This window comes from Xanthomonas sp. AC360, from assembly GCF_979258225.1.
The window spans coordinates 1,078,038-1,103,829 of sequence record NZ_OZ409846.1; the positions used below are offsets into that span (position 1 = coordinate 1,078,038).

The window sequence follows — 25,792 nt, forward strand, 5'->3', positions numbered from 1 at the left end:
ATCAGGGGTGCTCCGGTTCGTCGCGCTTGCGCGCGGCCAGTTCGTGCTGGATCTGGCTCAGCAAGCCGTCGTCCAGCGGATAGAAACGCATGGTCCAGGCAGCCAGCAGCGCGACCACCCCAGGGATCACAGTCAGCAACAGCACGATGCCGGTCAACGACCCGGTGGACTGCGCACTGTTGGCCACATAGCCCATCCCGGCCAGCACCCACGCGATGCCGGCCGAGGCCAGTGCGCCGCCAAGCTTTTGCGAAAACGTCGCCGCCGCAAACGTCATCGCCGTCGCGCGCCGACCGGTGCGCCATTCGGTGTAGTCGGCGCTGTCGGCATACATCGAAAACGCCAGCGGCGACTTCGGCCCCAGTGCCAGGCCGATCAACATGTTCAACCCGAAGATCGCCCATACCGCATCGGCAGGCACGAAGAACATCGCACAACTCAACAAACCGACGATCACCATCAGCCCGCACATCAGCTGGCGCTTGTCCCAATGCCGCGTCAGCAATGGGGTGATGGCTGCACCTACGCCCAAGGCCACCGAATAGCTGCCCAGGAACAAGCCGACCAGATCCGGGCGTTGCACGTAGTACTTGAGGTAGTACACGCCTGCACCACCGCGCATGGTGATCGTGATCATGATGATCAACGACAGCACGAACAACACGCACCACGGTTTGTTCTGCAGCAGATCGGCGATGTCGCGCCGGATCGGTGTGCGTTGTTGCGGGGGCGGTTGCACGCGCTCGCGCGTGGTCAATGCCACGGTGACAAACAACACCAGCGCCACTATGCCGTACAGCATCATCGTGCGCTGCCAGCCCAGCGCATCGTTGCCGCCGCCGAACCAGCGCACCAGATCCATCGTGAAGTAATTGACCAACGTGGTGCCTGCAAACGCACCGATGAAACGCAGGCTGATCAGCCCGGTACGCTGCTGGCTGTCGGCGGTGATCACGCCCGACAAGGCCGAGTACGGAATGCTCACCACGGTGTAGGCCAGCATCATCACCAGGAAGGTCACCGTGGCCCACACCATGCGCCCGTTCTGATCCAGGTCCGGCGTGGTGTAGGCAAGCATGCCGGTCAGCGCCATTGGTATTGCGCCCCACAACAGATACGGGCGGAACTTGCCCCATCGGCTGCGGGTGCGGTCGGCGATGGCGCCCATTGCCGGGTCGGCAATCGCATCGGCGATCTTGGTCAACAGGATCATCGTACCCACCGCTGCGGCCGGCAGATGCATGGTGTCGGTGTAGAAGATCAGCAGAAACGCCGAGATGTTGGCCCAATACAGATTCAGGCCCAGATCGCCGGCGCCGTAGCCCAGCTTTTCGCGCCAGCGCAGGCGCGCCGGTGCAGGAGACGGTGCGGGTGTTGACGTCATCGACAGACCTTCGGATGCGTTGTACCCGGCCGGGCACGCCGTTACGCTGGGTGCCCGCTCACCTGGCAAGGAGCGCCGACGCTACACCACGCATCGGCTGCCGCCAACGTGAAATCGGCTCAAATGCCGAATCGATCCGGAGATATAACCTGACGTGATGGACACCGCCGTACCTGCCACGCCCGCGTCCGCTTCGCCCATGGCCATCGTTGTGATGGGCGTCTCGGGCAGCGGCAAGACCACCATCGCGCAGGCGCTCGCCGCGCATTACCGCTTCCGCTTTCTGGATGCCGACGACTATCACAGCGTGGCTGCACGCGCGCAGATGGCAGCCGGCCAACCGCTGACAGATGCCATGCGTCTGCCGTGGGTGGAGCTGCTGGCCGCCACCTTGCGCGACTGCGTGCATGCCGGCGAATCGGTGGTGCTGGCATTTTCCGGATTGCGCGGCACGCACCGCCAATTGCTGCGCGGCAGCGGCGTGCAGATGCGCTTTGTGTTCCTGCATGCGGCGCCGCATGTGATTGCCGCACGCCTGAGCGCACGCGCCGGCCACTTCATGCCGCCCAGCCTGCTCGACAGCCAGCTGCAGACGCTGGAGCTGCCGTTGGACGAGGCAGATGTGGTGTCGGTCGATGTGGACGCGACCGTGCCGGAAGTGGTGCGCAATGCGATCGCGCAGTTGGCGCTGAGCGCGTCTGCTGCAGTGCACACAGCCGCGGACGCGCCTCAACGCGCGTAACGCGCCGAGCTCACCGCTGGCCAAGCACAGTATTGAGCGTGCGCTCGATCGTTCCTTCTGCCATCGGGAGAAGGTGGCGCGAAGCGCAGGATGCCGGTGCGGGCAAAGCCACGCGCGGTTGGGATACATCAGGGCTTCGCTTCGTACCCTCACCCCAACCCCTCTCCCGCGGGGAGAGGGGCTTTTGATCGTTCCTTCCCCATCGGAAGAAGGTGGCGAGAAGCGCCGTATGCCGGTGCGCGCAAAGCACCGCTCGGGTGGGATACATCAGGGCTACGCCGCGTACCCTCACCCCAACCCCTCTCCCGCGGGGAGAGGGGCTTTTGATCGTTCCTTCCCCATCGGAAGAAAGTGGCGCGAAGCGCCGTATGCCCGTGCGCCCAAAGCCCCGCGCGGTTGGGATACATCAGGGCTTCGCTTCATACCCTCACCCCACCCCCTCTCCCACGGGGAGAGGGGCTTTGTCGTCGTGTAGCTGATTGGTTGGCTCGCCCATCGAGAGTCAGTGACGCGCCGCGCTGGGGGGCGCGGGCAGCGCCTCATCCGACGGCGACCCACCGTACAAGGTGGCGCAAAATTTCCTGGTTACCTTTTGCAAACCCATGAATTACTGACGAATTCGCTGCTGCAGCGTTGAATCATTTTTTCTATCGTACTGGAGCGAAATAGTGATGAATCATCACTATTTGTGCGATTAACGCACATGCTGAACGCAAAATTTTCGACTTGGTATTACCAGATGCAGACGGACCCGACCGTTGCGTGAATGCAACGGCGTACGCGTGTTGCACGGGCACCGCAATCGGCGATCTTCACCACGCAGATCCGGGGGGATCCAGCGCTTCCTTCCATTAATGGACATGCCGTGATGACCAACTCCAATCGCCGCTTGCGGTTACGCAGTTTGACGCTCATTCCCTGCCTGCTCGCCAGCGCAGTGGCTTTCGCCCAGCCCGGCTCCGCCACCGCACAACAGCCGGTGTCTGCGCTGGACACCCAGGCCTTCGCGCGCTCCGGCCAGGTGTGGAGCGCCTTCGGCAGCAACCTCCCGTTCGCGAGCCCCACCAGCTGGACCACCGCCGGTGGCGGTTACTTCAACGCGCGCTTCGCGCCGGGTGAGTGGAAGATCAATCGCACCACCGTCAAAGGCCTCAAGCCGGCCTGGACCCTGACCACCACCGGCGACATCTCGGCAACGCCGAGCGTCGAAGGCGGCACCCTCTACGTGCCCGACTGGGGCGGCACCCTGTATAGCGTCGACACCCAGACCGGCAAGCCGAACTGGCAGGCCAAGCTGTCCGACTACACCGGCAACGCCGCCTCGGTGACGCGCAATACCCCGGCCATCACCGCCAAGAGCATCATCGTTGGCGACCAGGCTGCCGGCACCGTGATGGCGATCGACAAGAAGACCGGCAAGCTGTTGTGGAAGACCACCGCCGAAGCCAACCCGCAGGCGCGCATCACCTCCTCGCCGGTGATCTACGGCAACCGCATCTACGTCGGCATCTCCTCGGGCGACTGGGGCAATCTGGCGCCCAACCACACCTTCAGCTTCCGCGGCAGCGTCGTGGCGCTGGATCTGAACACCGGCAAGAAGCTGTGGCAGTTCTACAACGTGCCCGAGGGTTACACCGGCGCCTCGGTGTGGGGCCAGGTGGCGATCGACCCGATCAGCAAGCGTCTGTATTTCGGTACCGGCAACAACTACAACATCCCCGAGGGCGTGGGCAATTGCGTCTCCAATGCACGCTCCTATCTGGGCAGCGACCTCACCGTGCAGGACGAGCTGAACTGCATGGCACCGGATAACTATGTCGACTCGGTGATCGCGCTGAATCTGGACACAGGCAAGCTGGCCTGGGCCAATCGTGCACAGGGCTACGATGCCTGGAACCTGTCGTGCATCATCGCGCCCACCAACGGCCTGTGCCCGAATACGCAAGCCACCAACCTGACCGGCCCCGATTACGATTTCGGCGGCGCTGGCGTCAACCTGTTCACCGTGTGGCGCGACGGCAAGCCGCAGCAGTTAGTCGGTGCCGGGCAGAAGAGCGGTATCTACTGGGCCTTCAACGCCAAGACCGGTGCCAAGGTATGGTCGACCCAGGTCGGCCCCGGCGGCACCACCGGCGGCGTCGAGTGGGGCACCGCGTTCGACCCGTACAAGTCGCAGATCTATGTGGCCATCAACAACAACAACAACACCACCTACACCCTGGGACCGGACAACACCGTCAGCCATAACGGCGGCTCGTGGGCGGCGCTGGATGCGGCTACCGGCAAGATCAAGTGGCAGGTCAAGGTGCCGGGTATCAACAGCGTCAACCCGACCGTACCGGCAGGCGGCCAGGGCTCGCTGACGGTGTCGCCGAACCTGCTGTACGCCGGTTCGATGGCCGGCAACATGGTCGCCCTCGACACCGACACTGGCGCCACGCTGTGGAACTACGACGCCACCGGCTCGGTGCTCAGCTCGCCGGCCGTGGTCAATGGTGCGCTGTACTGGGGCGCCGGCTACGGCCGCTTCAACTTCGGCACCGCCGCGACCAGCAATCAGCTGATCAAGTTCGTGCCGGAGAGCGGAGCGGCCAAGTAATCGGCTAGCACGTGCTCTGCGTTGCGTGATGCGCAGTGAAAGCAAAACAACGACGCCACCTTCGGGTGGCGTCGTTGTGTGTGGGGCTGGTCGATAGCGTAGCGCGGTGCGTTGATTGGCGTGTGCGTGTTTGCTGTTTGCCGTTGCTGTTTGCCGTTGCTGTTTGCTGTTTGCTGTTGCTATTTGCTGTTGCTGTTGGCTGCTGGCTGCTGGCTGCTGGCTGTTGGCTGTTGCTGATCGAGTATGGAGACGGCGCCAAGCGATGCTCTGCATTCGGTGCCGTCGCGTGATCGCAGAACAGCGTCGCCGACCGGTGGTGCATCATGGGTAGCGTGCGTAAGACCAGTGCGTGCGGGTGCAGCGATGGGTGTGCCGTCTCCGACACCGTCTCGTTGCGGCGCAGGGGAAGAAGCGACGCGTTCTTGATCGACCGCAACACGCGCGAGCAGCGCGCTACACCAAAGGCACAGGTCACGCCGCTACAGCCGCGTGACCTGACAGAGACGGATCTGCCCCGCTTCCAGCCCATGCGCTTCTGCCGCACGACGGCGCAACGCACACACCAGTTCGGCGGCATCCAGCACGCCATCGGCAGACACCTCCACGCTGTGCGCGAGCTGTCCCCACAACACCGGCCGACCATCGCAATAGCCTTCGTAGTCGGCGAAGTAATGCAGCTGGCGCTGCTCAGGTCCCGACGTGGACATCGCCCTGAATCTCCGTGCAGCCCAGATGTTCCAACGCGATTTCCAGCCCCAGCAGATAGCTCTGCGCGCAGTAACCGCGCACCGTCGCCAAGCACTCGCCCAGACCTGCCGGCAGGCAGCGCTCCGGCCGGTCCGTACTGTCGTCGTGCGTTTCCACATAGGGATAGCGCAACGCCGCCAGCACCCGATGCAGGCGCACGCTGTCCACGCAACTGCCCGGATCGATCAATGCAATTTCCATCCGCGCCTGCCCGGCCACGCGCAACGCATCCAGCAACTCCTGCTCCGACACGCAGGCGCGCAACGCCACCGTCTTGCCTGCATCGCCGGCACATTGCACTAGCTGCCGGATCACGGCCCGCGGCAATGGCTGCGGCCCACGCACCCGCGGTGATACCGCATCCGGCCCACGCACGATCATGATCGACATGCCGGCGTCCTCAGGCAGCCACGCGCAACGGCGCGTGCAACGAGGGCAGACAGCGCGCAGCAATGCACAACGACATCGCATACGCACGCGGCGCATCGTGCGGCGCAATCACAACAGCCAACGGCGCATGCTGCGGATGCAGCCACGGCTCCAGCTCCTGCGCCGCATCGGCATGCAGCTCGATGTACGGCGTCGGCAGCGCATCCACCGCTGCACGCAAGGCCCTGGCACAACTGCGCTCGGACAACGGCAGATCGCCCGAGTCCAGCAGCACCAGCTCCACCTCCGCATCACCACCGGCCAATTGCAAGCTCGCAATCAAGCTATCGACATCGGCGCACGCCACCGTCCGCAGCGCACGCCCACCACACTCGGGCGACATGACCGGCAACGCTTGCGCCGGATCAACCTGGGGACCTTGCAAAATCAGGATACACATTGTGTTTGGCTCAACGCACCATTGTGCGGGAGTGCCAAGGTAGATCTGTCGGGCGTAAAGGGACTATTCGCGCCCTGGCGTGCAGGCATAAAGATTGAGTAATGGCTGTACTTACCGTTCTATTCACACCTCATCCGTCCCGTAGGACAGCGACATAAAGTTTGGCCGCCATCGGTCGATAACGCGTGATTGGAGCCGGGAGCAGGTCAGGATGGAACGCGATCACCCCATCGGGGTTGCAGGGTTGCAACGATGAGCTGGGCAATGGAAGCGCTGGGTCTCTCAGCGGATGCCGATGCGCGCGCGATCAAGCGCGCATACGCCGCACGCCTGAAAACCACTCGCCCGGATGATGATCCGGTTGCATTCCAGCAACTGCACGAAACATATCAGGCCGCATTGGCGTGGTTAGAGGCAACACCGTGGCTGGACGCCGCAGCGACGGTCGCGGACATCGACGCCGGCACGCCAATGGCACCGAAACAGCAGGCAGTTTCGATCAACGAAGAAGCACACATCAGCCGCCGCCGCGTGCATGCTGAATTCGTGCAGCAGCCGTTGCTGGAAGCCGAACTGACACAGTGGCAGGACGATGCCTATGTGCAGGAAGTCGCCACGCGCATCCTCGCTGCGACCCACTCCATGCCCGCAGCAGACTTCAGCGCCTGGTTGCGCGCCCTGCCCGAACTCTGGTCGCTGGAATTGCGCCCACGCATTGGCTACGACATCGCCAACCGGCTAGCACACGATGGCGTGACCCTGTCCGACGCAGTCTTCGACACCTTGGTCGCCTCTTTCTCCGATGACCCAGACAGCGATTTGCGTTATGCGCTCTGGACCGGCCGCGTGATGGCTATCGTACTTGGGAAGTCGCCGGATCTCCTGGCCCAGTGGATGACGCAGCGGGTCACCGTGCTACCCGACGACGAACGCGCCACGCTCGGTACTTACGTCTTGCGTGCATTGCGCCAACGACAGACGTCGCTGCCACTGGACGCCATCGACACGCTATCGAAGACTCTGTGTTGGAGCCAGTTAGACCACGATCGAGAAGATCGCGCTTGGCTGCACGATGTGCGCAAGTCGGCACAGGTGCAGGAGCGCAGTCGGCGGCGACTCGCTGCACTGGCGCCTGGCGGCGATGCGGCCGTTCTGGCCCAAGAACTGGAAGCGGCACACTGGCAGAGGATGACGCCACAATGGGCCGAAGCGCTCAGAGCACGCGTGGTCGGGCCACCCTCTCGGTGGGAGTGCTTCCTGTCTGCCTTGCTGCCGATGCGGCCGATTTGGCTGTACCGCTTCTGCGGCATCGTCAATCAATGGTTCCCCTGCGGTTTGCCCGCAGCGCTACAGCCACGACACGTTCGTTTCTGGAGGCAGCTGGGCGACCCGCGGCGCCCTCATGGCTGGCAGCTGGCGGTCGATCTTGGACGCGGACTGGTCGTCGCCGCCTTGCTCGCCACCGGGGCGACCTTGATGCTTCCGATTGCCGGTATCGCCGCTGCGTCCTGGATTTTTAGCGCTCTCGGGGCGAGTCTGGCGATCTGGAGTGCGCTGGTGCTGGTTCAGATGGCGGCGCGCTGGCAGGCACGTACCATCCTCTCGAGCAAGGGCAAGCGCATTGCGCACCGCTGGGCGATACCGACAGCCAGCATCGTCATCCTGGCAGTCATGCGCACCGGCGGTTGGGGAGCCGCCTGCAGCGCAGCGCTTGCGTATATCGCCGTTTTCCGCCTCACAGGACGCATGGAGGCCGATTCACGATCGGCGATCATGCCCATGCTCACGTTTGTGGGCCTCGGCACGCCGGTCTTGCTGGTATCGCAGGCGGGTGCCTGGCCTGGCACGATTTTCGCGCTACTGCTCTGGGTGGTCTCGCTGATCCAGGATGCGCAGCATCGTCGCCTGCATGGGCACCAATAAATTTTCTGCACTGAAGAGACATAAGGATCTGCTCATGATCGTAGGTATCGACCTCGGCACCACACACTCACTGATCGGCGTGCACGATGCCGAGGGCGGGCGACTGTTCGCCAATCCTCACGGCAGCCTGTTGACACCGTCGGTGATCAGCATCGGCGATGACGGCAGCTTGCTGGTCGGCAAGCCGGCGCGCGAGCGTCTGGTGACACATCCGCATCTGAGCGTGGCGGCGTTCAAACGTTGGATGGGCAGCCCGCGCGAGACCAAGCTGGGTGAGCGCAGCTTCCGCCCCGAAGAATTATCGGCGCTGATCCTGCGCTCGTTGATCGCCGATGCCGAAGCGGCGCTAGGCAGCAAGATCGAAGAAGCCGTCATCAGCGTACCGGCGTACTTCTCCGACGCGCAGCGCAAGGCCACGCGCGTGGCCGGCGAACTGGCGGGTATTCGCGTCGAACGGTTGATCAACGAGCCCACCGCTGCTGCGCTGGCCTACGGGCTGCAGGAACGTGGCGGCGAAGGCCGCGTGCTGGTGCTGGATTTGGGTGGTGGCACGTTCGACGTGTCGCTGCTGGAAATGTTCGACGGTGTGGTCGAAGTGCACGCCAGTGCCGGCGACAACTTTCTCGGCGGCGAGGATTTTCTCGAGGTGCTGGTGGAAGGCTTCTGTGCCGAGCATCGTCTCGATTCAGCCAAGCTCGCACCCGGCGACAGTGCGCAGCTGCGTCGTCGTATGGAGCAGCTCAAGCGTGAGCTAAGTACGCAGGCACAAGGCGCTCTCACCGTGAGCATGGCTGGACAGAGCTATGCCTGGGAAATCGACGAGGCGCGCTTCGCGCAACTCGCCGAGCCCTTGCTGCAGCGCATGCGTACACCGATCGAGCGCGCCATGCGCGACGCAAAACTCAAACCATCGGAACTGGACGACATCGTGCTGGTGGGCGGCGCGGTGCGCATGCCGATGATCAGCCGGCTGGCCACCCGCATGCTGGGCCGGCTGCCGCTGCGGCACGTCAATCCGGATCATGCGATCGCGCTGGGTGCGTTGGTGGCTGCTGGCCTGAAGAGCCGCGACGAGAGCCTGCGCGAAGTGGTGCTCACCGATGTGTGCCCGTACACGCTGGGCACCCAGGTGGCGCGTCAGGGCAACGATGGCAAGGTGCGCTCCGGCTATTTCCATCCCATCATCCCGCGTAACAGCGTGGTGCCGGTGAGCCGCGAGGACCGTTTCTATCCGATCAACGAGCAGCAGACCCATGTCATCATCGATGTCTACCAGGGCGAAAACCCCATGGTGGAAAAGAACATCAAACTGGGCGAAGTACGCGTCCCCCTGGATCCCAGGCGCGCACGCAGCGAGCAAGGCGTGCTCACCCGCTTTACCTATGATGTCGATGGGCTGTTACAGGTGGAGGTGATCGAAGATGCCACCGGCAGGCGCCACGAACTGGTGCTGGAACAGAACCCCGGGCTGCTTGATCGCGAAGAAATCGCGCGCCGGCTGCAGGCCCTGGAGGCTCTCAAGGTACATCCACGCGACCAGCAGCAAAATATCGCACTGATGGCACGTACCGAGCGCGTCTATGAGGAATATATCGACGCGCGCCATCTGGTGCAGCAGTGGATCGTGCAGTTCCGGGAGGTGCTTGAGAGCCAGGATCTGCGACGCATCGAACGCCACCGCGACGAACTTGCGCAGGCGTTGGACGAACTGGAAGCGCGTGCATGAGCTGGGCGCTGGATGCGTTGGGGTTAGATGACGATGCAGATACGCGTGCGATCAAGCGCGCGTACGCGGCACGTCTAAAGCTCACCCGCCCGGATGACGATCCAGCCGGTTTCCAGCAGCTGCATGAGACCTACCAGGCCGCGCTCGCCTGGTCGCGCCATAGCACCGAGAGGACGACGGCAGACGAATCCGATGAGCACGATGAGCACGATGAGCACGATGACGATATACCTGAGCACGCGATCGTGCGCAGTGCCTCTCTGCCTGTGCCGCCGCAGATCGTTGTCTGTCCACCGCCGGAAGTCCGGAGAGCTGATACGCTTCGGCCCGAATCACCTGCACTGGCGCAGCCGGACGTGGCGCGGTGCCCGGCCCCTGCGATTGCCATCGACTGGATCGCATCGGCACAAGTCCCACAACCCGATATCGATCTTGAGCAAGTGCGACAACGCATCTTGCAGCAAGCCGGTGTGTTGGATCCGCAGCAATTGCGCCAGTGGCTGGTGGCGCAACCGGAATTATGGTCCCTGGAATTCAAGCCACAGATCAGTAGTGCCTTGCAGCGCTCTCTGCTGGCCGGTAGTCAAGCGCTTATCGAAGACAACTATGATGTGCTGGCAGACTTCTTCGATTGGGAACAGGCGCTGGATGCGCCCGACCCCTATCTGGTCGCACATGTGCGTTCACGGATGCATCGACGTTGGCTGCTGCAGCCGGCAGGGCACAGCCAACTGGCTATCGAACTGCAGCATGTTGGCGATGCATCAGCCAGCGTTCCGCAGGTACGTAAGCTATTGAAATGGCTGGCACCAGCCGAGTCCGAAGGCGCCGCCTTCGCTGCGTTGTTATGGCCTTGGCGTGCCAGCCAGGTACGCCGTCTGCTTGATCTGATCGGCTATGTCCCGGACGGTAGTAAGCCACCACCACCGCTGGATCGGGAAAGCGCACTGCGCTGGTATCTCGCCAGCCAGCGGGACGTATTCAACCCGGTCATTGCCATGTTAGGACTGGCACGCAGTGCAATCGTCGGCACTGCAATCTTTCTACTCTTCCTGCTGCTGGCGATGATTGATCACAATCCTTCGCCAGGAATGTCGCCGGTCCTGGAGGTGGGACTCTATGGCGCAGCCATGTGTATCGTTGGCTGGGCAACATGGTATTCCGTGATGTCGCTGATGCGTTGGCAATGCCGGCCGGAGGCAGATCCACGGTTGACACATCCGCTGCTGCAACGGATGTTCATCCCCGCCGTTGGCATGCTCGCGGGAGGCTTGATTTTCATCGACCTGAAGCAGGCTGCAACCTTTATCGCGCTGCCGCTGCTGCCGGTCGCACTCCTGCGCTGGATACGCCGCGACAGCGAGACCTTCCAGTTTCAATGGGGCTGGGGCTGGGCATGGGCGGCACTTCTCTGCACCAAGGTCGTGTTCATGGCATTCGGGTTTCTGATCCTTTACCCCCAAATCGCGTTGGTGTTGACTGCAGTCGCCTGGAGCATTGACCTGATAACGCACTGGAAGGTGCGCAGGAAGCGCGCAAACTAACGATCCCTGGGTAAGTTACGGCAAGCCCAGCTCGCCGCGAGCACCTTACAAACGCGATGCCAGGCGTCGGATTGAATCGATACGCGCTTGATCAAGCGAACATCCCAGCACGATCCATCCCGGCCCGATAACGCATCAAGACATCTCGACGTTGATCGGAGTCGCCCTCGAGGATGCGCTTGTAGCCCTCAGACAGATGCATTTGGGAGTCAGGACCGCTCAGGTGCCCTTTCAATATCCACGTCAGTTGTCGAAGCACTCTATCCAACCTGATAGCCATCCGTCCCCATCTGTCCGATGAGCTCATACAGAGTCTTTCTTACCCGATTTCTCGATTGGTCGTCTTTTGAAAAAATCCATCCATGCTTAGAACCAGATAATTGAACCTGTGAGGTGCCAGGGCGTTTCGTTAGTGCTACTTCTCCCGCCGCCAATTCACCGAGCCCTTGGTCTCCACCGTGCTGGATTCGGCTTCCACATCGAAGCCGCGGCTGAGCAGGTATTTGAGGGTGAGCACCGAGCCGCCGCCGATCATCGAGACGCCGTAGCCGACGTACAACTTGGGCGAGAGGTATTTGCCGAAGCCCACCACTGAGCCGAGCGTGCTGGATTGGCTGACGCCGGCCTCGTCCAGGCCGAGCTTGGCGCCGATCTGCGAAGCGATCAGGCTGCTGCCTGCCGACAGTGCAGCCGAAGCGGCGCTGACTTGCTGGGTTTCGTCGCTGCTGGCGGTGGACAGGCCGCGGCCGAGTACCAGGTACGACAGCGCTTCGGATTGCGACATTGCCGGCTCCGACCACACATCGGCACGTGGCGATTCGGCGCGGCCACTGACGTCGATACCGGCGGTGACATCGCCGATCTTGCGTTCGGCGCGCAGGCTCACGCGCGGGTCGGAGACGATGTTGTTGTTCCAGGTCAGCTGGCCGCGGCTGATGGTCAGATCCTGGCCATAGGCCTTGTAGCGGCCGCGCACATCCAGCCCGCCATTGGCGGTCATTTCGCGCCCCGGGCGCGCGCGGATCTGCATCTGCCCGCTCAGGCCGCCCTTCAGGCCGAAACCGCTCATGTTGACCTTGTCGCCGAGCACGATGGCCAGGTCCATATCCAATGGCGAGGACGGAGCGACCTCCGGGTCGACCGGGTCCAGCACCACCACGTCTTCGGACACCGAGGTGCCGCGATCCAGGCGCTCCAGGTCGATATCGGCTTCGGGCACGGTGACCTTGCCGCGCAGCTGCATGGTCTTGTCGACGATGCCGAACTGCATGTCCGGGTTGGCAATGATGCGCAACTCGCTGGTGTTGTAGGCCAGCACGTTCTGCCCGCGGATGTTGAGCAGCAATGGCGTGCTGGTGCCGAACCACGACAGCCCGCCATCGACGGTGAGCGTGCCCTCGCCGGACTTGGCCGAGGCGGTGATCTTGGCCGAGCCGTCCGGCAAGGCGTCGAAGCGGCCCTTGCCCTCGCTCAAGGTCAGACCCATCGACGGGTATTCGGCAGTGAAATCGCTCAGGGTGGCGTCGCCGCCCAGCAGCGGTTTGTCGCGGGTGCCCCGCAAGCTCACATGGCCTTCGACCAGGCCCTTGGGCCGCACCACATCGGCCACCACCAGCTCCAGCCAGTACAGCCGCGACATGTTGAGATACAGCTCGCCATTGAGCGGCGCGTACGCGTCCCAGCCGGTGTTGAACTTGGCATCGACAAAGCCCGCGCCCTGGAAGCCGACACCGAGCTTGCCCTGGATCTGCTGCGGGGTGAAATCGGCCTGCATGCTGAACTGGTCGTAGCGCAGCAACTCACCGCGATTGGGGTTGCCGGCCACCGCGGCGTAGCGGGTTTCGCCCAGGCGGATACCGCCTTCGGGCGAGGCGATGCGGAAGCTGCCTTCCCATGCATTGCCGCGCGGCTTGAAGCTGCCGTCGAGTGCGAGTTCACCGCGCAGATAGATCTGCCGGCCTTCCTGCTTGGGCAACCACGGTTGCACCAACGACAGTGGCAACGCGTCGCCATGCACCACCATGCCCTCGCGCGGCCAGTTGGCGCTGGCGCACAGCGCGCCGCCGGTGGCTGCGCCGAGGCAGGTGTCGGACAAGGTGAAGGCCGCGCCATCGGTACTGAACTGCGCCGGCTGCCGCAGCGCCCAGGCATCGCCCTTCGACGGTGCGATGCGCAACGTGGCGACCTGGCCCTGCCAGCGCGCGCCATTACGACGCACATCGCCCTGCAGCGCGACGCTGGCCATGCTGTTGGCGATATCGGCATCCAGACGCAGCGCTTCCACCGCGCCGCGTGCCTGCACCCGCACGCTGTCCAGCACCACGCCCGCTTCGATAGCGGTGCCCTGCAGCGCCAGTTGTCCATCGCTGCCGCGCCACGGCAAGCGCCCACGCAAGCTGATGCTCTGCGCGGTGTAGGTGTTCCAGCGCAGGCCATTGCCGGCGATGTCGGCGGTGATGTCCGGCGCATCGCGGCGGCCGCTGACCTGCAACTGCCCGCGCACGGTGCCGGTGGCGCCAGGCAGCACGTCGTCCAGTTGCAGCGGCTGCAGTTGCGCGGCGATATCGAGCTGATCGCCGACCTTGCCCTTGGCAGTGACGCGGCTATTGCCCAGCGACAGTTGCAGTTCGCCTTCGCCTTGTTCGCCACGCAGGGCGAACTTGCCGTTGGCCGACAGCGCGCGCTGGCGCAGCTGGCCGGTCAGGCTGGGAACATCGGCCGTGGCTTCGAAGCCCGGCGAGACGCCACCGGCCGGCGCCGGCAACTGCCGGCCCTTGGAGGCGATCTTGCCGGACAGATTGCCGTTCCAGCCCGGTGCGAAATAGCCCGGGTCGAACTTGGCCAGCTGCGCGGTGACATCCCACTGCAGCTCCGGTGCCCAGCCCACTTCGCCGGTGACATCCAGCGAGCCGCCCGGCGTGGTGGCCTGCACCTGCTTGAGCTGCGCGCGTTGGTCGTTGCCACGACTGTCAAACACTAGTGCGGCTTGCTGGCCGTCGCGCTCCACGGTGGCGCGGCCGATCGCGGCCCACGCCTTCAGCGTGCCGGCCACGCCCAGGCGTGCGTCGATCAATTCCACCGGCACCACCGGCGCATCGGGGGTGGCCGGGTCGGACGCGGGAGTGAAGCGCAGGCCCTTGGCATTGACCGCAAAGCGGAAGCTCGGATTCTGGGTATCGCGGAAATCGGCGGTGCCGCGCAGCTGGGTGCGGCCTTCGAAGGTATCGATCACCAACGGTTCGACCGTCAACACCTGCTCCTGCAAGCTGATGTGCGACGGCTGCAAGGTCGCGCTCAGCGCGCCCTGTTTGATGCTGCCCTGCAGATCGGCCTTGCCGCCCTTGCCGGACGCGGTCAGGTTCACTGCGATCGGCGTGGCCGGTGCGCTGGTCGCGCCAGCGGCGGCCGGAATCAGCAGCGAGGTATCCAGTGCTTCGGTAACGGCCTTCAACGCCCAGGTCGGGTCGTTGCGGCCGGTGAACACCAGGCTGGCCTGCAGCGGAGCCGGCGCGCGGCCGGCGATCGCCACTTCCATCTTGTCCAGGTCACCGCGTGCGACCAGGCCCAGGCTGGCCGGCGTGCGGCCACGCGCGGCCGGCAGCACCGCGGTGGCGGTGAGATCGGCGTGGTAAGCGTCGTTGGGAATGTAATCGCCATGCAGGCGGAAGTCGCCCATGTCGGTGTCGATCACCAGATCGCGCGTGCGCAGTTCGCCGGTCGCCACTTCCAGCCCGCCCTGCATCTTGTGCAGCACGATCATCGGCTGCTGCAACTGGGTGATGCGCAGGTTGTCCACTGCAATCTTGTCGGCCTGGATCGCCAGCGGCACGTTGATCTGCGGCAGCGACTCGGGCCAGCTGGGGAGCTTGAACGGTTCGTCGCTCTTGCCCAGATTCAACGTGGCGTTACTCACCTGCACCGCATCCAGCTGCAACTTGCGGCCGAGCAATGGGCGCAGATCCGGCTCCAGATACACGCGCTCGGCGGTGAAGTGGATGTCCTGATAGGTGAAGTCGACATTGCGCAAGGTCAGCGGGCCAGCCACCGGGCCTTCGACGCTGCCGTAGCTGAAGCTGGCACCCACCGGCAGGCGCGCGACCACTTGCGCCAGCAACACGTCGCGCCCGGCCACGGTCTGCAGCAACCAATAGAGCGCGATCAGGGCCAGCAGCACCAGCCCGAGCACGGTCAGCCCCGAGCCCACCCAGAACCGGCGTCGGCGATAAAAACGCGCGCGGCGCGGTGCGGCAGGTGGCGTGGGCGTGGGTGTGCTCACAGGTTGGCCCCGATATCGATGTAGAGCTGAAACTGCGAGTCGGGGTCGTTCAAGCCGTGTGCGATATCCACGCGCACCGGTCCCACCGGCGAACGCCAACGCAGACCGAAGCCGATACCGGTATGCCAGTCGGGCCGGTCGTCGAAGGCGCTGCCGCTATCGACAAAGACCGCTCCGCCCCACGGGCCGCCCTTGAGGTAATGCTCGTACTCGGCACTGCCGGTGACCACGTTCTTGGCACCCAGCGCAAATTCGTCCGGCCTGGGCGTGCGTGGGCCCACTTCGCGGAAGGCGTAGCCGCGGATGCTGTTGGCGCCACCGGCAAAGAAGCGCAGGCTGGGCGGCATCGCCACCAGATCGCTGGTCCAGGTGGTGCCGCCTTCGCCGCGCAGGATCACCCGCCCGTTCTCGCCGGCCCCCAGAAACCAGCGCAGCTGCCCATAGAGCTGGCCGAAGTTGGTGTCCGAGCCCGCACCTTCGGCGCCACCACGGATCAGCGCCTGGCCCGACACACCGCTGCGCGGAAACAGCCGGTCGTCGACATTGATGTAGTTGGCCTGCAGCTGCGGATAGATCAGCGTGGAGGTTTCGTACACCGCACCTTCGAAATCGTTGCCGCTGCTGAAACGCCAGCGCTCGCGCAAGGCGTTGATCGAGGCAATCGCGCTCCAGCGCTCGTTGATCTGGCCGCTGCGGCTGCCGGTGAGTTTGACGTTGCGCAGGTCGATGTATTCGGTCTGCTCGTCGTACAGGCGCGCCGAGGCGGTGTACCAGCCGTCGAGCCAGCGGAACGCCGGCACCCGGTAACTGGTGGTCAGGCTCTTGCGGTTCTGCGCGTAGTCCAGCTGCGTGTCCATCTTGTGGCCACGCGCATTGACATAACGCCGCTCCACGCCGCCGCGCACACCGGCGCCGCTCTCGCTGCCGTAGCTCAGACCGGAGGTGTAGACGGTGCGCTTGGCGCGGGTGAGCTTGACGTCCACCGGTACGCGGCCATCGGCATCGGCGTCTTCGGGCTTGGGCTGGATATCGATGGTGCTGAAGTAATCCAGCTTGGTCAGCGACTCGCGCAGCCGATCCAGTTTGCCTTCGTGGTAGTAGCTGCCCTCGTCCCAATACACCAGCGGGTCGAACAGGCCATCGCGAAAGTAGTCGTAGTCGAAGCGCACCTTGCCCATGTCGTAGCGACGGCCGCTATCCCAATTCAGGTCGATGTCGGCAGCGTGTTCGGCGCGCGTTACCGCGACCCGGCGCTGGGTGAAGTCGGCGTCGAAGTACCCACGCTCAGCCAGACGCCGCGTGATGCGCACCTTGCTGGCTTCGTATTGCGGGTGGCTGAAGACCTGGCCTTCGCGCGGCTCGAACTGCTTGAGATCTTGCCCCAGATAACGGTCCTGCTCGGCCCAGCCGGTGATGGAGATATGCGAGGTGCGTACCCGGACCGGCTCGCCACGGTCCACCGTGATCACCACCGTCACCTTGTCGCCATTGCGCGGCGCGGCCAGTTCGATGGTCGGCGAGTAGTAACCAAACGGCTCCAGTGCCTCGCGCGTCTGCCGCTCCGCCTGCGCCAGCAGGTACTCCAATCGCGACTCACCCTGCTCCTTACCGACGGCCTCATACAGAGACAGGGAGACCTCGATGTTCTCGATCATCTCGGCATCGTCGCCGTCGTCCAGCCCTTTGATCTCGATCTTGTCGATGGTCGCCCGGGCAGCCGCTTGCAGCGGAACGAACAGGGTGCACAGCAGGGAAAGAGCAAAGACGGCTTTAAGCATCGGCAAAGGATACCCAGCCTAGGTGTGAAGGGACAAAAAATCTGCGCAAACACGCCTATACGGCACCGGACGGAACTGGGTACAGTCGGCACGTTGTTAACGTTTCGTTGACACCCATTGCGCGCGGCCCCCCGATTGCCGCGCGCCCGTTCATACCTTTGGAGAGAGAGGTTCGTTTTATGAAGCGTCATTTGCTGGTTACCGCCGTGTGCACCGCCCTGACCATGCCATCGCTTGCGCTGGCACAGGAGCAAGGTGAAGTGACTCAACTGGACAAGGTGACGGTGACAGGGTCGTTGATCCCCCGGTCCCAGATTGAAACCGCAACCCCGGTGTTTTCGATCACCGCCCAGGACATCCAGCGCCGCGGCTTCAAGGACGTCTACGACGTGCTGCGCTCGCAACCGACGGCCACCGGCGCGGTCCAGGATGGCCAGTTCAGTGGCGGCTTCACTGCGGGTGCCAAATCGTTGAGCCTGCTCGGCCTGGATCCCGGCTTCACCCTGGTGTTGATCGATGGCCGGCCGATGGCCGACTACCCGTTGCTCTACAACGGCCAGAGCAACTTCGTCGATCTGGCCAGCGTGCCGGTGGGCATGGTCGAGCGCATCGACGTAGCGCCCGGTAACCAGTCCTCAATCTACGGCTCCAGCGCCATCGCCGGCGTGGTCAACATCATCCTGAAAAAGCGCATGGACGGCGTGCAGATGAATTACCGCATGGGCACCTACGACGGCGGTGGCGGCAACAACCAGCGCTTTCAGCTCACCGGCGGCAACGAGATCGGCGGCGCCAACATCGTCTGGGGCCTGCAGCTCAACAATCAGGATCCGATCTACGGCTATCAGCGCCGCGACTTCGATTCCACCAACGACAATCCGGACCCGACGCTGCGTTATGGTTCGCGTATTGCCTTGCATAACCTGCCAACCACTTATATCGATCCCGGCGCCGAAAATTGCGCTGCATTGGGACCGCTGTTCAATGGGGCGGTGCAGTACGACAACCGCGCCAACCGTGGCAACTTCTGCAGCAGCCGCGCAGTACCAGGCTACGCCAGCATCCTCAACAAGGAACGCAGCGCCAGCGGCTATGCCAACCTGAGCTATGCGTTCAACGACAACACCGAGCTGTACTCGACCGTATTGCTCAATCGCACCAAGGTCGAGGTCAATGGCGGACCCCGCTTCTGGCAGACCTCGTCGGACACCGGTGGCTTTTTCTACAACCAGGACAGCCAGCAACTCGAAAGCTATCAACGTATCTTTGCGCCTGAAGAAACCGGCAACAACAATTTCAACAACGACCGCCAGACTGCCGACTCCTACAACATCGCGCTCGGTCTGAAAGGCGGCCTTGGTGCCAGCAACTGGACCTACGATGCCTACTACGCACGCTCGGAATATCGCATCGAAAGCCGTCAGCAGTGGCCGCTGGCCGACCGCATCGAAGATTTCTTCCGTGAACAGTTTCTTGGCGCGCCGCAGGGTGAGTACTACGGCTACCCGATCTATTCGCCCAACGATGCCAACTTCTACCGCGCGTTGACGCCGGCGCAGTACCGCAGCTTCAACGATGAAATCCGCACCAAGTCCAGGACCTGGACCCAGAACGTCAACCTGCAGCTGACCAACACCGAGTTGTTCAACCTGCCGGCCGGTGCGGTCGGCGTCGCCGGTGTGTTGCAGGCCGGTAATCAGTACTGGACCAATCCGACTGACCCGCGTGTGATTGCCGGCGACTTCTACCAGCTGACCGGCACCCAGGGCAGCGGCAAGCGCGAGAATTGGGCGGCAGCCTTCGAAATGCGGGTGCCGATCCTGAGCACCTTGACCGCTAATCTTTCCGGCCGCTACGACGACTACAAGAACCAGGGCGGCGGTGGCGATTCCAAGTTCACCTACAAGGCCGCACTGGAATTCCGCCCGATCGATTCGCTGCTGTTCCGCGGCAACTACGCCACTGCGTTCAAGGCACCGGACATGGCGTTCTCGTTCGCTGGCGACAGCGGCTTTTTCCAGGGCGTCAACGACTACTACCGCTGTGCGGTCGAAGAACCCGGCGTGCCGATTGCCGACTGCACCTTTGCCGGCACCAGCATCCAGGGCCGTCGGTCCGGCAATGCGGATTTGCAGTCGATCACCGCAAAATCCTGGGGCGCCGGCGTGGTGTGGTCGCCGAGCGCACGCTTCAGCGTCAACGCCGATTACTACAACATCAAGATCGATGACAAGGTGAGCGACCTGAGCACCGATGCGTTGCTGCAAAACGAATCGGCCTGCCGGCTCGGCGCCCTGGACATCAACTCGCCGACCTGCGTGGACGCGCTGTCGCGTATCGACCGCACCGCCGCCGATGCGCTGGTGCCCAATCGCCTGAGCAACATCCGCATCAACCCGGTCAATATTTCCAACGAGGAAATCTCCGGTGTGCTGACCAAGGCGACCTACAACCTGGCCACCGAATCCTGGGGCCTGTTTGTGTTCGACGCGCAGTACAACCTGACGCTCAAGCACGAAAGCCAGCAGTTCCCGCAAGACCCGGTGCGCGACCTGCTGAGCGAGCCATTCTTCTCTTCCGAGTTCCGCAGCATCACCAATGCCTCGATCACCTGGCAGAAGGATGCATGGACCACCACCTTGTTCGGCCAGCGTTACGGCCGTACCCCTAACCTCCTCGCGCAGCAGAGTACCGATGGCTATGCAGTGGAAGGGGCGCGCAAGGTCGGAGCGTGGACCACCTTCAATGCGACGCTGGACTATGCGATCAACGACGACATCTCGCTGACTGCCACCGTCAACAATCTCGCCGACACCCGCCCACCGCGTGATCGCACCTACACCGACTACCCGTACTACAACATCTTCAACTACACCGGCTATGGCCGTTCGTACATGCTGGAATTGAACTGGCGCTTCGGCGCGCAGTGAGTCATCGGTTGTGACCAACGGCCGGCAGTCATCATGACTGCCGGCCTTTTTTTTGATGCAAGGCCGCTGACTTATAGGTGCCTGTATTGGACTGAAAGCAGCGACCAGCAGCGCTTGAACGCTGTCTCGATGGAGGCCAGGTCTGGTCGCACTCGCCTTGGCAGACATGTTACCAAACACGTGGGATGAGGGCGCGATGCCCTCACCGCTTGCACGACACGCCGTGCGTCCATCCACGCAGGTTCTTACGTGACATCCATCCCGCCAACAGCGGTCCCGCAAGCAGCAAGGACATCGCACCTGCCAACGTGGCAGTGGGCTGACCGGGATCAAACAGCAGGCTGCCCACCTGACGGTGAGCGCATTCGCTTGTCAGCGGGGCTTAGCGCGTAGCGTCTGTTTCGATCATGCCCGCCTGCAACAAGGCCTGCCTCAGCGGCTCCAGTTGCGTTGCATAGCGACGCCACGCTTCCACATTGCGCCCATGCACACCCTCGCGTACCTGCACGCTGCTCAACGTGGCCGATGCTGCGGCATTGCGGGTGATGTCGATCTGCCCTGGCTCTATCGCCAACCCGCAGCGCGTCATCAACTGCTCCAGCACCGCAGATGGATCGCGCACCATCTGCGCGTAGTCCACATCGATCACCCGGCCAGGTAGCGCAGCGCGCCACTGCGCCATCAAACCGTGATACGCCTGGTAATGACGCGCCAGTGTCTGCAGGTCGTAGCTGTAAGCATAGGAATCGCCGAACAGCGCGCGATAGTTGGAAAAGCACACTGCCATCGGCTCGCGCACCAGATGCACGATCAGTGCACCCGGCAAGGCCCGTGCGATCGGCCCGATCGCCACTGCATTGGCAGGCAACTTGTCGATATACCAGCGCGCTGCCCCCGCGCGCCACTGCGTCTGCTCCAGATAGCGCTGCCCGACCTGTGCGTAGTCCAGCGTGGGCAGCGCCTGCAACAGGCCCGCATCCAGCAGGCTGCGCCCGGCTTGGTCCGCGCCCCAGCGCAACTGATGGCCGAAGTCGCTCAGTTCGCCCGCAGAGACAATCTGCGAATGGTTACCCAGCATTCGCTCAAGCACCGTGGTGCCCGAACGTGGCAGGCCGAGCACGAAGATGGGTTGCGGGCCGGGTGCAGCATCAGCTGGCTGGGCAGCAAACACGCCTTGATCGGCCAAGGCGCCCAACTGCGAATACAGCGATGCCTCGGCTTCGGCATCGTGGCGCAGGCGTGCGTGCATGACCGCATTGCCATGCTGCAGCGCATCCCAGGCGGCATCGGTCTCGCCCAGATCTTCCAGCTCCTTGTACAGCGCGAACGCCAGCCCGGCCCGGTCTTCGCTCCCGGGTGCAGCGCGCTGCAACTGCTGGCGCAGTGCAGCGATATGGTTATCGGTCGCGCTCTGGCGGCGCAAGCGTGCACGCGTCAGCGCCGCACGGCCGTAGCCGGGCTGCTGCGCCAAGGTCTGTTCCAGCGCCTGCGCTGCCGCATCCAGATGCCCGTTGAACTGCAATTGCACGGCAAGGAAAAAGCGGAAATCCGCGCCATCGAATCCGCAGGCCTGCGCGCGCTGCATCATCGCCAGCGCCTCGGGATGTTCGCCCAGGGATTGATGCACATGCGCCAGCAAGGCCAGCGTCGCGCCATCGCCACACTGCAGCACCGATGGATGCCGCAGCAGCGCATGCAACGGCCGATGTTCGCCAACGCGCAGCAGCGCTTGCGCCACACGGCAACGCAGCGTCACATCCTCGCCCAGATCGCGCGCGGCCAAGCGCAGCTGCGTGACCGCCTCGCGCATCTTGCCGCTCGCCAGCACGGTGCCGGCCAACAGCACCCGGGCCGACACATGCGTCGGCTCCACCGCCAACACCGCCTGCAACGCCGCCGCCGCGGCGGCCATGTCGCGGCGGGCCAGCGCGTCCTGGGCACGTTGCCACTGCGTCGCGCCGGCAGCGGTGGACATCAGCTGGACAGATGCTCGATGGCGGCAACGCTACCGAGGCGGTCGCCGAGCTTCTTCAGCAGCGCCAGGCGGTTGGCACGCAGCTGGGGGTCTTCGGCGTTGACCATCACCCCATCGAAGAACGCGTCCACCTGCGGACGCAGGCGGGCCAGGCGCGCGAGCACGGCGACGTAGTCGTGGCGGTGCAGTGCATCGCCGGTGTCGCCGATGGCCGCTTCCACCGCTTCGGCCAGCGCTTCTTCGGCCGGTTCGCGCAGCAGCGTGGTGTCGATGTCGCCGGGGATCTCGCCGTCGACCTTGCGCAAGATGTTGCGGATGCGCTTGTTGGCCGCGGCCAGCGCTTCGGCCTCGGGTAGCGTGGCGAAGATGCCGATGGCATCGATGCGGCGGTCGAAGTCGTAGAGGGAGCCGTGGGTCGCGCCCAGGTGCGCTCCTACGAGCCCTGTAGGAGCGCCCTCGGGCGCGACCGAGAACAATGCAGCGACTGCATTGAAGTGCGTTGCCGGTACGCCCTTGTCGGCGTAGTAGCCGCGTAGGCGATCGAGGATGAAGTCGAAGATTTCGCCGTCCTGGCTGGTCTGCGCAAGCGCGGTGTGCGCGTCTTTTTCGACAGATTGCGATAAGGCGGCGCCGGCTTCTTTAGCCTTTGCTACAGCAGTTTCTGTCTTGAGTAAGTGCCGGGCACTTGCTTGGAGATTGATCTGAGTCCTGGCCTCGGCAAGCAATTTCTTCAGATCAAAGTCAAATCCCGACTCAATCACCGTCCGCGCCAAGCCCAGCGCATTACGCCGCAGCGCAAACGGGTCCTTGTTGCCGGTCGGCTTCAGCCCGGCCGCAAAGCCACCGGCCAAGGTATCCAGACGCTCGGCAATCGCCAGCACCTTGCCCAGTGGCGACAGCGCGATGTCGTCGCCGGCAAAACGCGGCTGGTACGCCTCGTCGATGGCCAGCGAAATCTCGCTCGGCTCGCCAGCGGCTTTTGCGTAATGGCGCCCGGCAATACCCTGCAATTCCGGGAATTCATTGACCATGCGCGACTGCAGATCGTTCTTGGCCAACACCGCAGCGCGGCGTGCCTGCGCCGGGTCGGCGCCGACCTGCGGCGCGATCGCCTCGGCCAGAGCGGCTACGCGCGCGACCTTGTCGGCCACGCTGCCCAGCTTAGCCTGATAGGTGACGCCGGCAAGGCCTGCGCCCATCGCTTCCAGCCCCTGCTTGAGGTCTTCGTCGAAGAAGAACTTGGCATCGGCAAACCGTGGACGGATCACCCGCTCGTAGCCCTTGGCCACTTCGGCCACGTCCTTGGAGACGATGTTGGCAATGCCGATGAACTGCTCGGTCAACTTGCCGCCGTCATCCAGCACCGGGAAGAACTTCTGGTTGATCTCCATGGTTTCGATCAGCGCTTCCTGCGGCACCGCCAGGAAGTCGCGCTCGAAGCTGCACAGCACCGCCGACGGCCATTCGACCAGGTTGACCACCTGCTCCAGATTGTCGTCACTGATGCGCGCGCGGCCGCCGGCCTGCTTGGCGGCCGCTTCGACCTCTTCGACGATCCGCGTGCGGCGTACATCGGCATCCACCAGCACATGCGCGCTGCGCAGCGCGTCGATGTAATCGCCCGGCGCGGACAACGACACCTCGCCTTCGTGCATGAAACGATGGCCGCGGGTGATGCGGTCACCCCGCACGCCCAGTAGTTCGGCCGGGATGACCTCAGTGCCGAACAGCAGCACCAGCCACTGCACCGGCCGCGCGAAGGCGTAGGCATGCGCGCCCCAACGCATCGGCTTGGGGATGGGCATGGCGGCAATCGCTTCGCGCAGGATCTCCGGCAACAGCGCGGCGGTTTGCGCACCCGGCGTCACTGCGCGATGCACGAAACGCTCGCCCTTGGCGTCGCTGGTGCGCTCCAGCGCGGTCCAGTCGATGCCAGCCTTTGCGGCAAAACCGGCCAGTGCCTTGGTCGGGTTACCATCGGCATCCAGCGCAATATTGAGATACGGCCCCAGCACTTCGGAGCGCTGTTCGGGCTGTTCGGCGGCCACGCCCGGCAGCAGCACCGCCAGACGGCGCGGGGTGGACAGCGGCTTGGCATCGCCACGCGTGACCGCGATGCCGCGCTTTTCCAGCCCGGCCAGCACGCCATCGAAGAACGCCTGCGCCAAGCCCGGCAGCGCCTTGACCGGCAGCTCTTCGGTGCCCAGTTCGATCAGCAGGGGGTGCATCTGAGTCATTGCGTCGGACCTTGGTTTTCCCTTCGTTCGTCAACCGACGAAAGGTGGCTTGATGATGTCCTTCTCCCGCAAGCGGGAGAAGGTGGCGCGATGCGCCGGATGAGGGGTGTGAGCCGGCGGCGAAGGCATGCTGCCCCCATCCGCCCTACGGGCACCTTCCCCCGCCAGCGGGGGAAGGCAACAGCATCAGCGTTTGACGCCAGGAAATCCCAGCTTCTCGCGCTGCGCGTGATACGCCTGCGCCACGCCCTGGGCCAGCGCGCGGACGCGCAGGATGTAGCGCTGGCGCTCGGTCACGCTGATCGCGCGGCGCGCATCCAGCAGGTTGAAGGCGTGACTGGCCTTGGTCACCTGCTCATACGCCGGCAACGGCAGGCCGACCTCGATCAGGTGCTTGGCCTCGGCTTCGCAGGCATCGAAGCGGTGGAACAGCTCTTCCACATTGGCATGCTCGAAGTTGTAGGCGCTCTGCTCCACTTCGTTCTGGTGGTAGACATCGCCATAGCTCACCGGGCTGCCGTCCGGGCCGTAGGTCCACACCAGGTCGTAGACGTTGTCGCAGCTCTGCAGATACATGCACAGCCGTTCCAGGCCATAGGTGATCTCGCCCAGCACCGGCTTGCACTCCAGCCCGCCAGCCTGCTGGAAGTAGGTGAACTGGGTCACCTCCATGCCGTTGAGCCAGACTTCCCAGCCCAGGCCCCAGGCGCCGAGCGTGGGCGACTCCCAGTTGTCTTCGACAAAGCGCAGGTCGTGCACCAGCGGGTCGATGCCCAGCGCCTTGAGCGAGCCCAGGTACAGGTCCTGGATGTTGTCCGGGTTGGGCTTCATCGCCACCTGGTACTGGTAGTACCGCTGCAGCCGGTTGGGATTTTCGCCGTAGCGGCCGTCGGTAGGACGGCGCGAGGGCTGCACGTAGGCCGCATTCCACGGCTCCGGGCCCAGCGCGCGCAGGAAGGTGGCCGGGTGGAACGTGCCCGCCCCCACTTCCAGGTCCAGCGGCTGGATCAGCACGCAGCCCTGATCGGCCCAGTACTGGTTGAGAGTCTGGATCAGGCCCTGGAACGTGATTGGAACGCGGCGGGAATCGGACATGCAGCAA

15 protein-coding genes are annotated in these 25,792 nt (G+C 63.9%); 6 read left to right on the plus strand and 9 right to left on the minus strand.

Annotated features, from left to right (window positions below; genetic code table 11):
* Position 1: 1 nt before the first annotated feature.
* Positions 2-1,384, minus strand: coding sequence for an MFS transporter (locus ACZZ0O_RS04720; RefSeq protein WP_463592356.1), 1,383 nt, complete (start codon positions 1,382-1,384; stop codon positions 2-4).
* A 157-nt stretch (positions 1,385-1,541) separates the two neighbouring features.
* Here ACZZ0O_RS04720 and ACZZ0O_RS04725 point away from each other — a divergent pair, with 157 nt between their 5' ends.
* Both ACZZ0O_RS04725 and ACZZ0O_RS04730 read left to right on the plus strand, forming a co-directional pair.
* Positions 1,542-2,126, plus strand: a complete 585-nt coding sequence (locus ACZZ0O_RS04725; RefSeq protein WP_463592548.1) for a gluconokinase — start codon at positions 1,542-1,544, stop codon at positions 2,124-2,126.
* Between the two features lie 868 nt (positions 2,127-2,994).
* A complete protein-coding gene (locus tag ACZZ0O_RS04730; RefSeq protein WP_463592357.1) occupies positions 2,995-4,725 on the plus strand; it encodes an outer membrane protein assembly factor BamB family protein in 1,731 nt (576 codons plus the stop codon).
* A gap of 479 nt (positions 4,726-5,204) precedes the next feature.
* Here ACZZ0O_RS04730 and ACZZ0O_RS04735 read toward each other — a convergent pair whose 3' ends face one another.
* Genes ACZZ0O_RS04735 through ACZZ0O_RS04745 form a run of 3 tightly spaced genes read right to left on the minus strand, consistent with a single transcriptional unit; the run spans position 5,205 to position 6,301 of the window.
* The gene (locus tag ACZZ0O_RS04735; RefSeq protein ID WP_055846715.1) at positions 5,205-5,432 is read right to left on the minus strand and encodes a hypothetical protein; all 228 of its coding nucleotides are present in this window, start codon (positions 5,430-5,432) and stop codon (positions 5,205-5,207) included.
* Positions 5,413-5,862, minus strand: coding sequence for a 3-dehydroquinate dehydratase (locus tag ACZZ0O_RS04740; protein WP_463592358.1), 450 nt, complete (start codon positions 5,860-5,862; stop codon positions 5,413-5,415). The genes ACZZ0O_RS04735 and ACZZ0O_RS04740 overlap by 20 nt, the downstream gene beginning before the upstream one ends.
* A gap of 10 nt (positions 5,863-5,872) precedes the next feature.
* On the minus strand, positions 5,873-6,301 hold the full coding sequence (locus ACZZ0O_RS04745; RefSeq protein WP_463592359.1) for a hypothetical protein: 429 nt from the start codon (positions 6,299-6,301) through the stop codon (positions 5,873-5,875).
* A gap of 264 nt (positions 6,302-6,565) precedes the next feature.
* On the opposite strand from ACZZ0O_RS04745, the gene ACZZ0O_RS04750 reads away from it, so the two are divergent.
* The 3 genes from ACZZ0O_RS04750 to ACZZ0O_RS04760 are packed head-to-tail and all read left to right on the plus strand — an operon-like array spanning position 6,566 to position 11,494.
* Positions 6,566-8,224: a hypothetical protein gene (locus ACZZ0O_RS04750; RefSeq protein ID WP_463592360.1), complete on the plus strand. Its 1,659-nt coding sequence runs from the start codon at positions 6,566-6,568 to the stop codon at positions 8,222-8,224.
* 34 nt (positions 8,225-8,258) lie between these two features.
* Entirely contained in the window at positions 8,259-9,950 is a 1,692-nt protein-coding gene (locus ACZZ0O_RS04755; protein ID WP_463602867.1) for an Hsp70 family protein, read from the plus strand.
* Entirely contained in the window at positions 9,947-11,494 is a 1,548-nt protein-coding gene (locus tag ACZZ0O_RS04760) for a hypothetical protein (RefSeq protein WP_463592361.1), read from the plus strand. The genes ACZZ0O_RS04755 and ACZZ0O_RS04760 overlap by 4 nt, the downstream gene beginning before the upstream one ends.
* A gap of 415 nt (positions 11,495-11,909) precedes the next feature.
* Here the strand turns inward: ACZZ0O_RS04760 and ACZZ0O_RS04765 are convergent, their stop codons facing one another.
* Both ACZZ0O_RS04765 and ACZZ0O_RS04770 read right to left on the minus strand, forming a co-directional pair.
* On the minus strand, positions 11,910-15,770 hold the full coding sequence (locus ACZZ0O_RS04765) for a translocation/assembly module TamB domain-containing protein (RefSeq protein WP_463592362.1): 3,861 nt from the start codon (positions 15,768-15,770) through the stop codon (positions 11,910-11,912).
* On the minus strand, positions 15,767-17,548 hold the full coding sequence (locus tag ACZZ0O_RS04770) for an autotransporter assembly complex protein TamA (RefSeq protein ID WP_055846702.1): 1,782 nt from the start codon (positions 17,546-17,548) through the stop codon (positions 15,767-15,769). The genes ACZZ0O_RS04765 and ACZZ0O_RS04770 overlap by 4 nt, the downstream gene beginning before the upstream one ends.
* A gap of 239 nt (positions 17,549-17,787) precedes the next feature.
* On the opposite strand from ACZZ0O_RS04770, the gene ACZZ0O_RS04775 reads away from it, so the two are divergent.
* A complete protein-coding gene (locus ACZZ0O_RS04775) occupies positions 17,788-20,478 on the plus strand; it encodes a TonB-dependent receptor domain-containing protein (RefSeq protein ID WP_463592549.1) in 2,691 nt (896 codons plus the stop codon).
* Positions 20,479-20,860: 382 nt separating this feature from the next.
* Here ACZZ0O_RS04775 and ACZZ0O_RS04780 read toward each other — a convergent pair whose 3' ends face one another.
* From ACZZ0O_RS04780 to glyQ, 3 genes are all read right to left on the minus strand, one after another.
* Positions 20,861-22,453 carry a tetratricopeptide repeat-containing sulfotransferase family protein gene (locus ACZZ0O_RS04780; protein ID WP_463592363.1) on the minus strand — a complete coding sequence of 531 codons (1,593 nt, stop codon included), beginning with the start codon at positions 22,451-22,453 and terminating at the stop codon, positions 20,861-20,863.
* Positions 22,453-24,690 (minus strand): glycine--tRNA ligase subunit beta, encoded by a 2,238-nt coding sequence (glyS, locus tag ACZZ0O_RS04785; protein ID WP_463592364.1) that lies wholly within the window; start codon positions 24,688-24,690, stop codon positions 22,453-22,455. Before glyS ends, ACZZ0O_RS04780 begins: the two co-directional genes overlap by 1 nt.
* 186 nt (positions 24,691-24,876) lie before the next feature.
* The gene (gene glyQ, locus ACZZ0O_RS04790) at positions 24,877-25,785 is read right to left on the minus strand and encodes a glycine--tRNA ligase subunit alpha (RefSeq protein WP_055846691.1); all 909 of its coding nucleotides are present in this window, start codon (positions 25,783-25,785) and stop codon (positions 24,877-24,879) included.
* Positions 25,786-25,792: the final 7 nt, after the last annotated feature.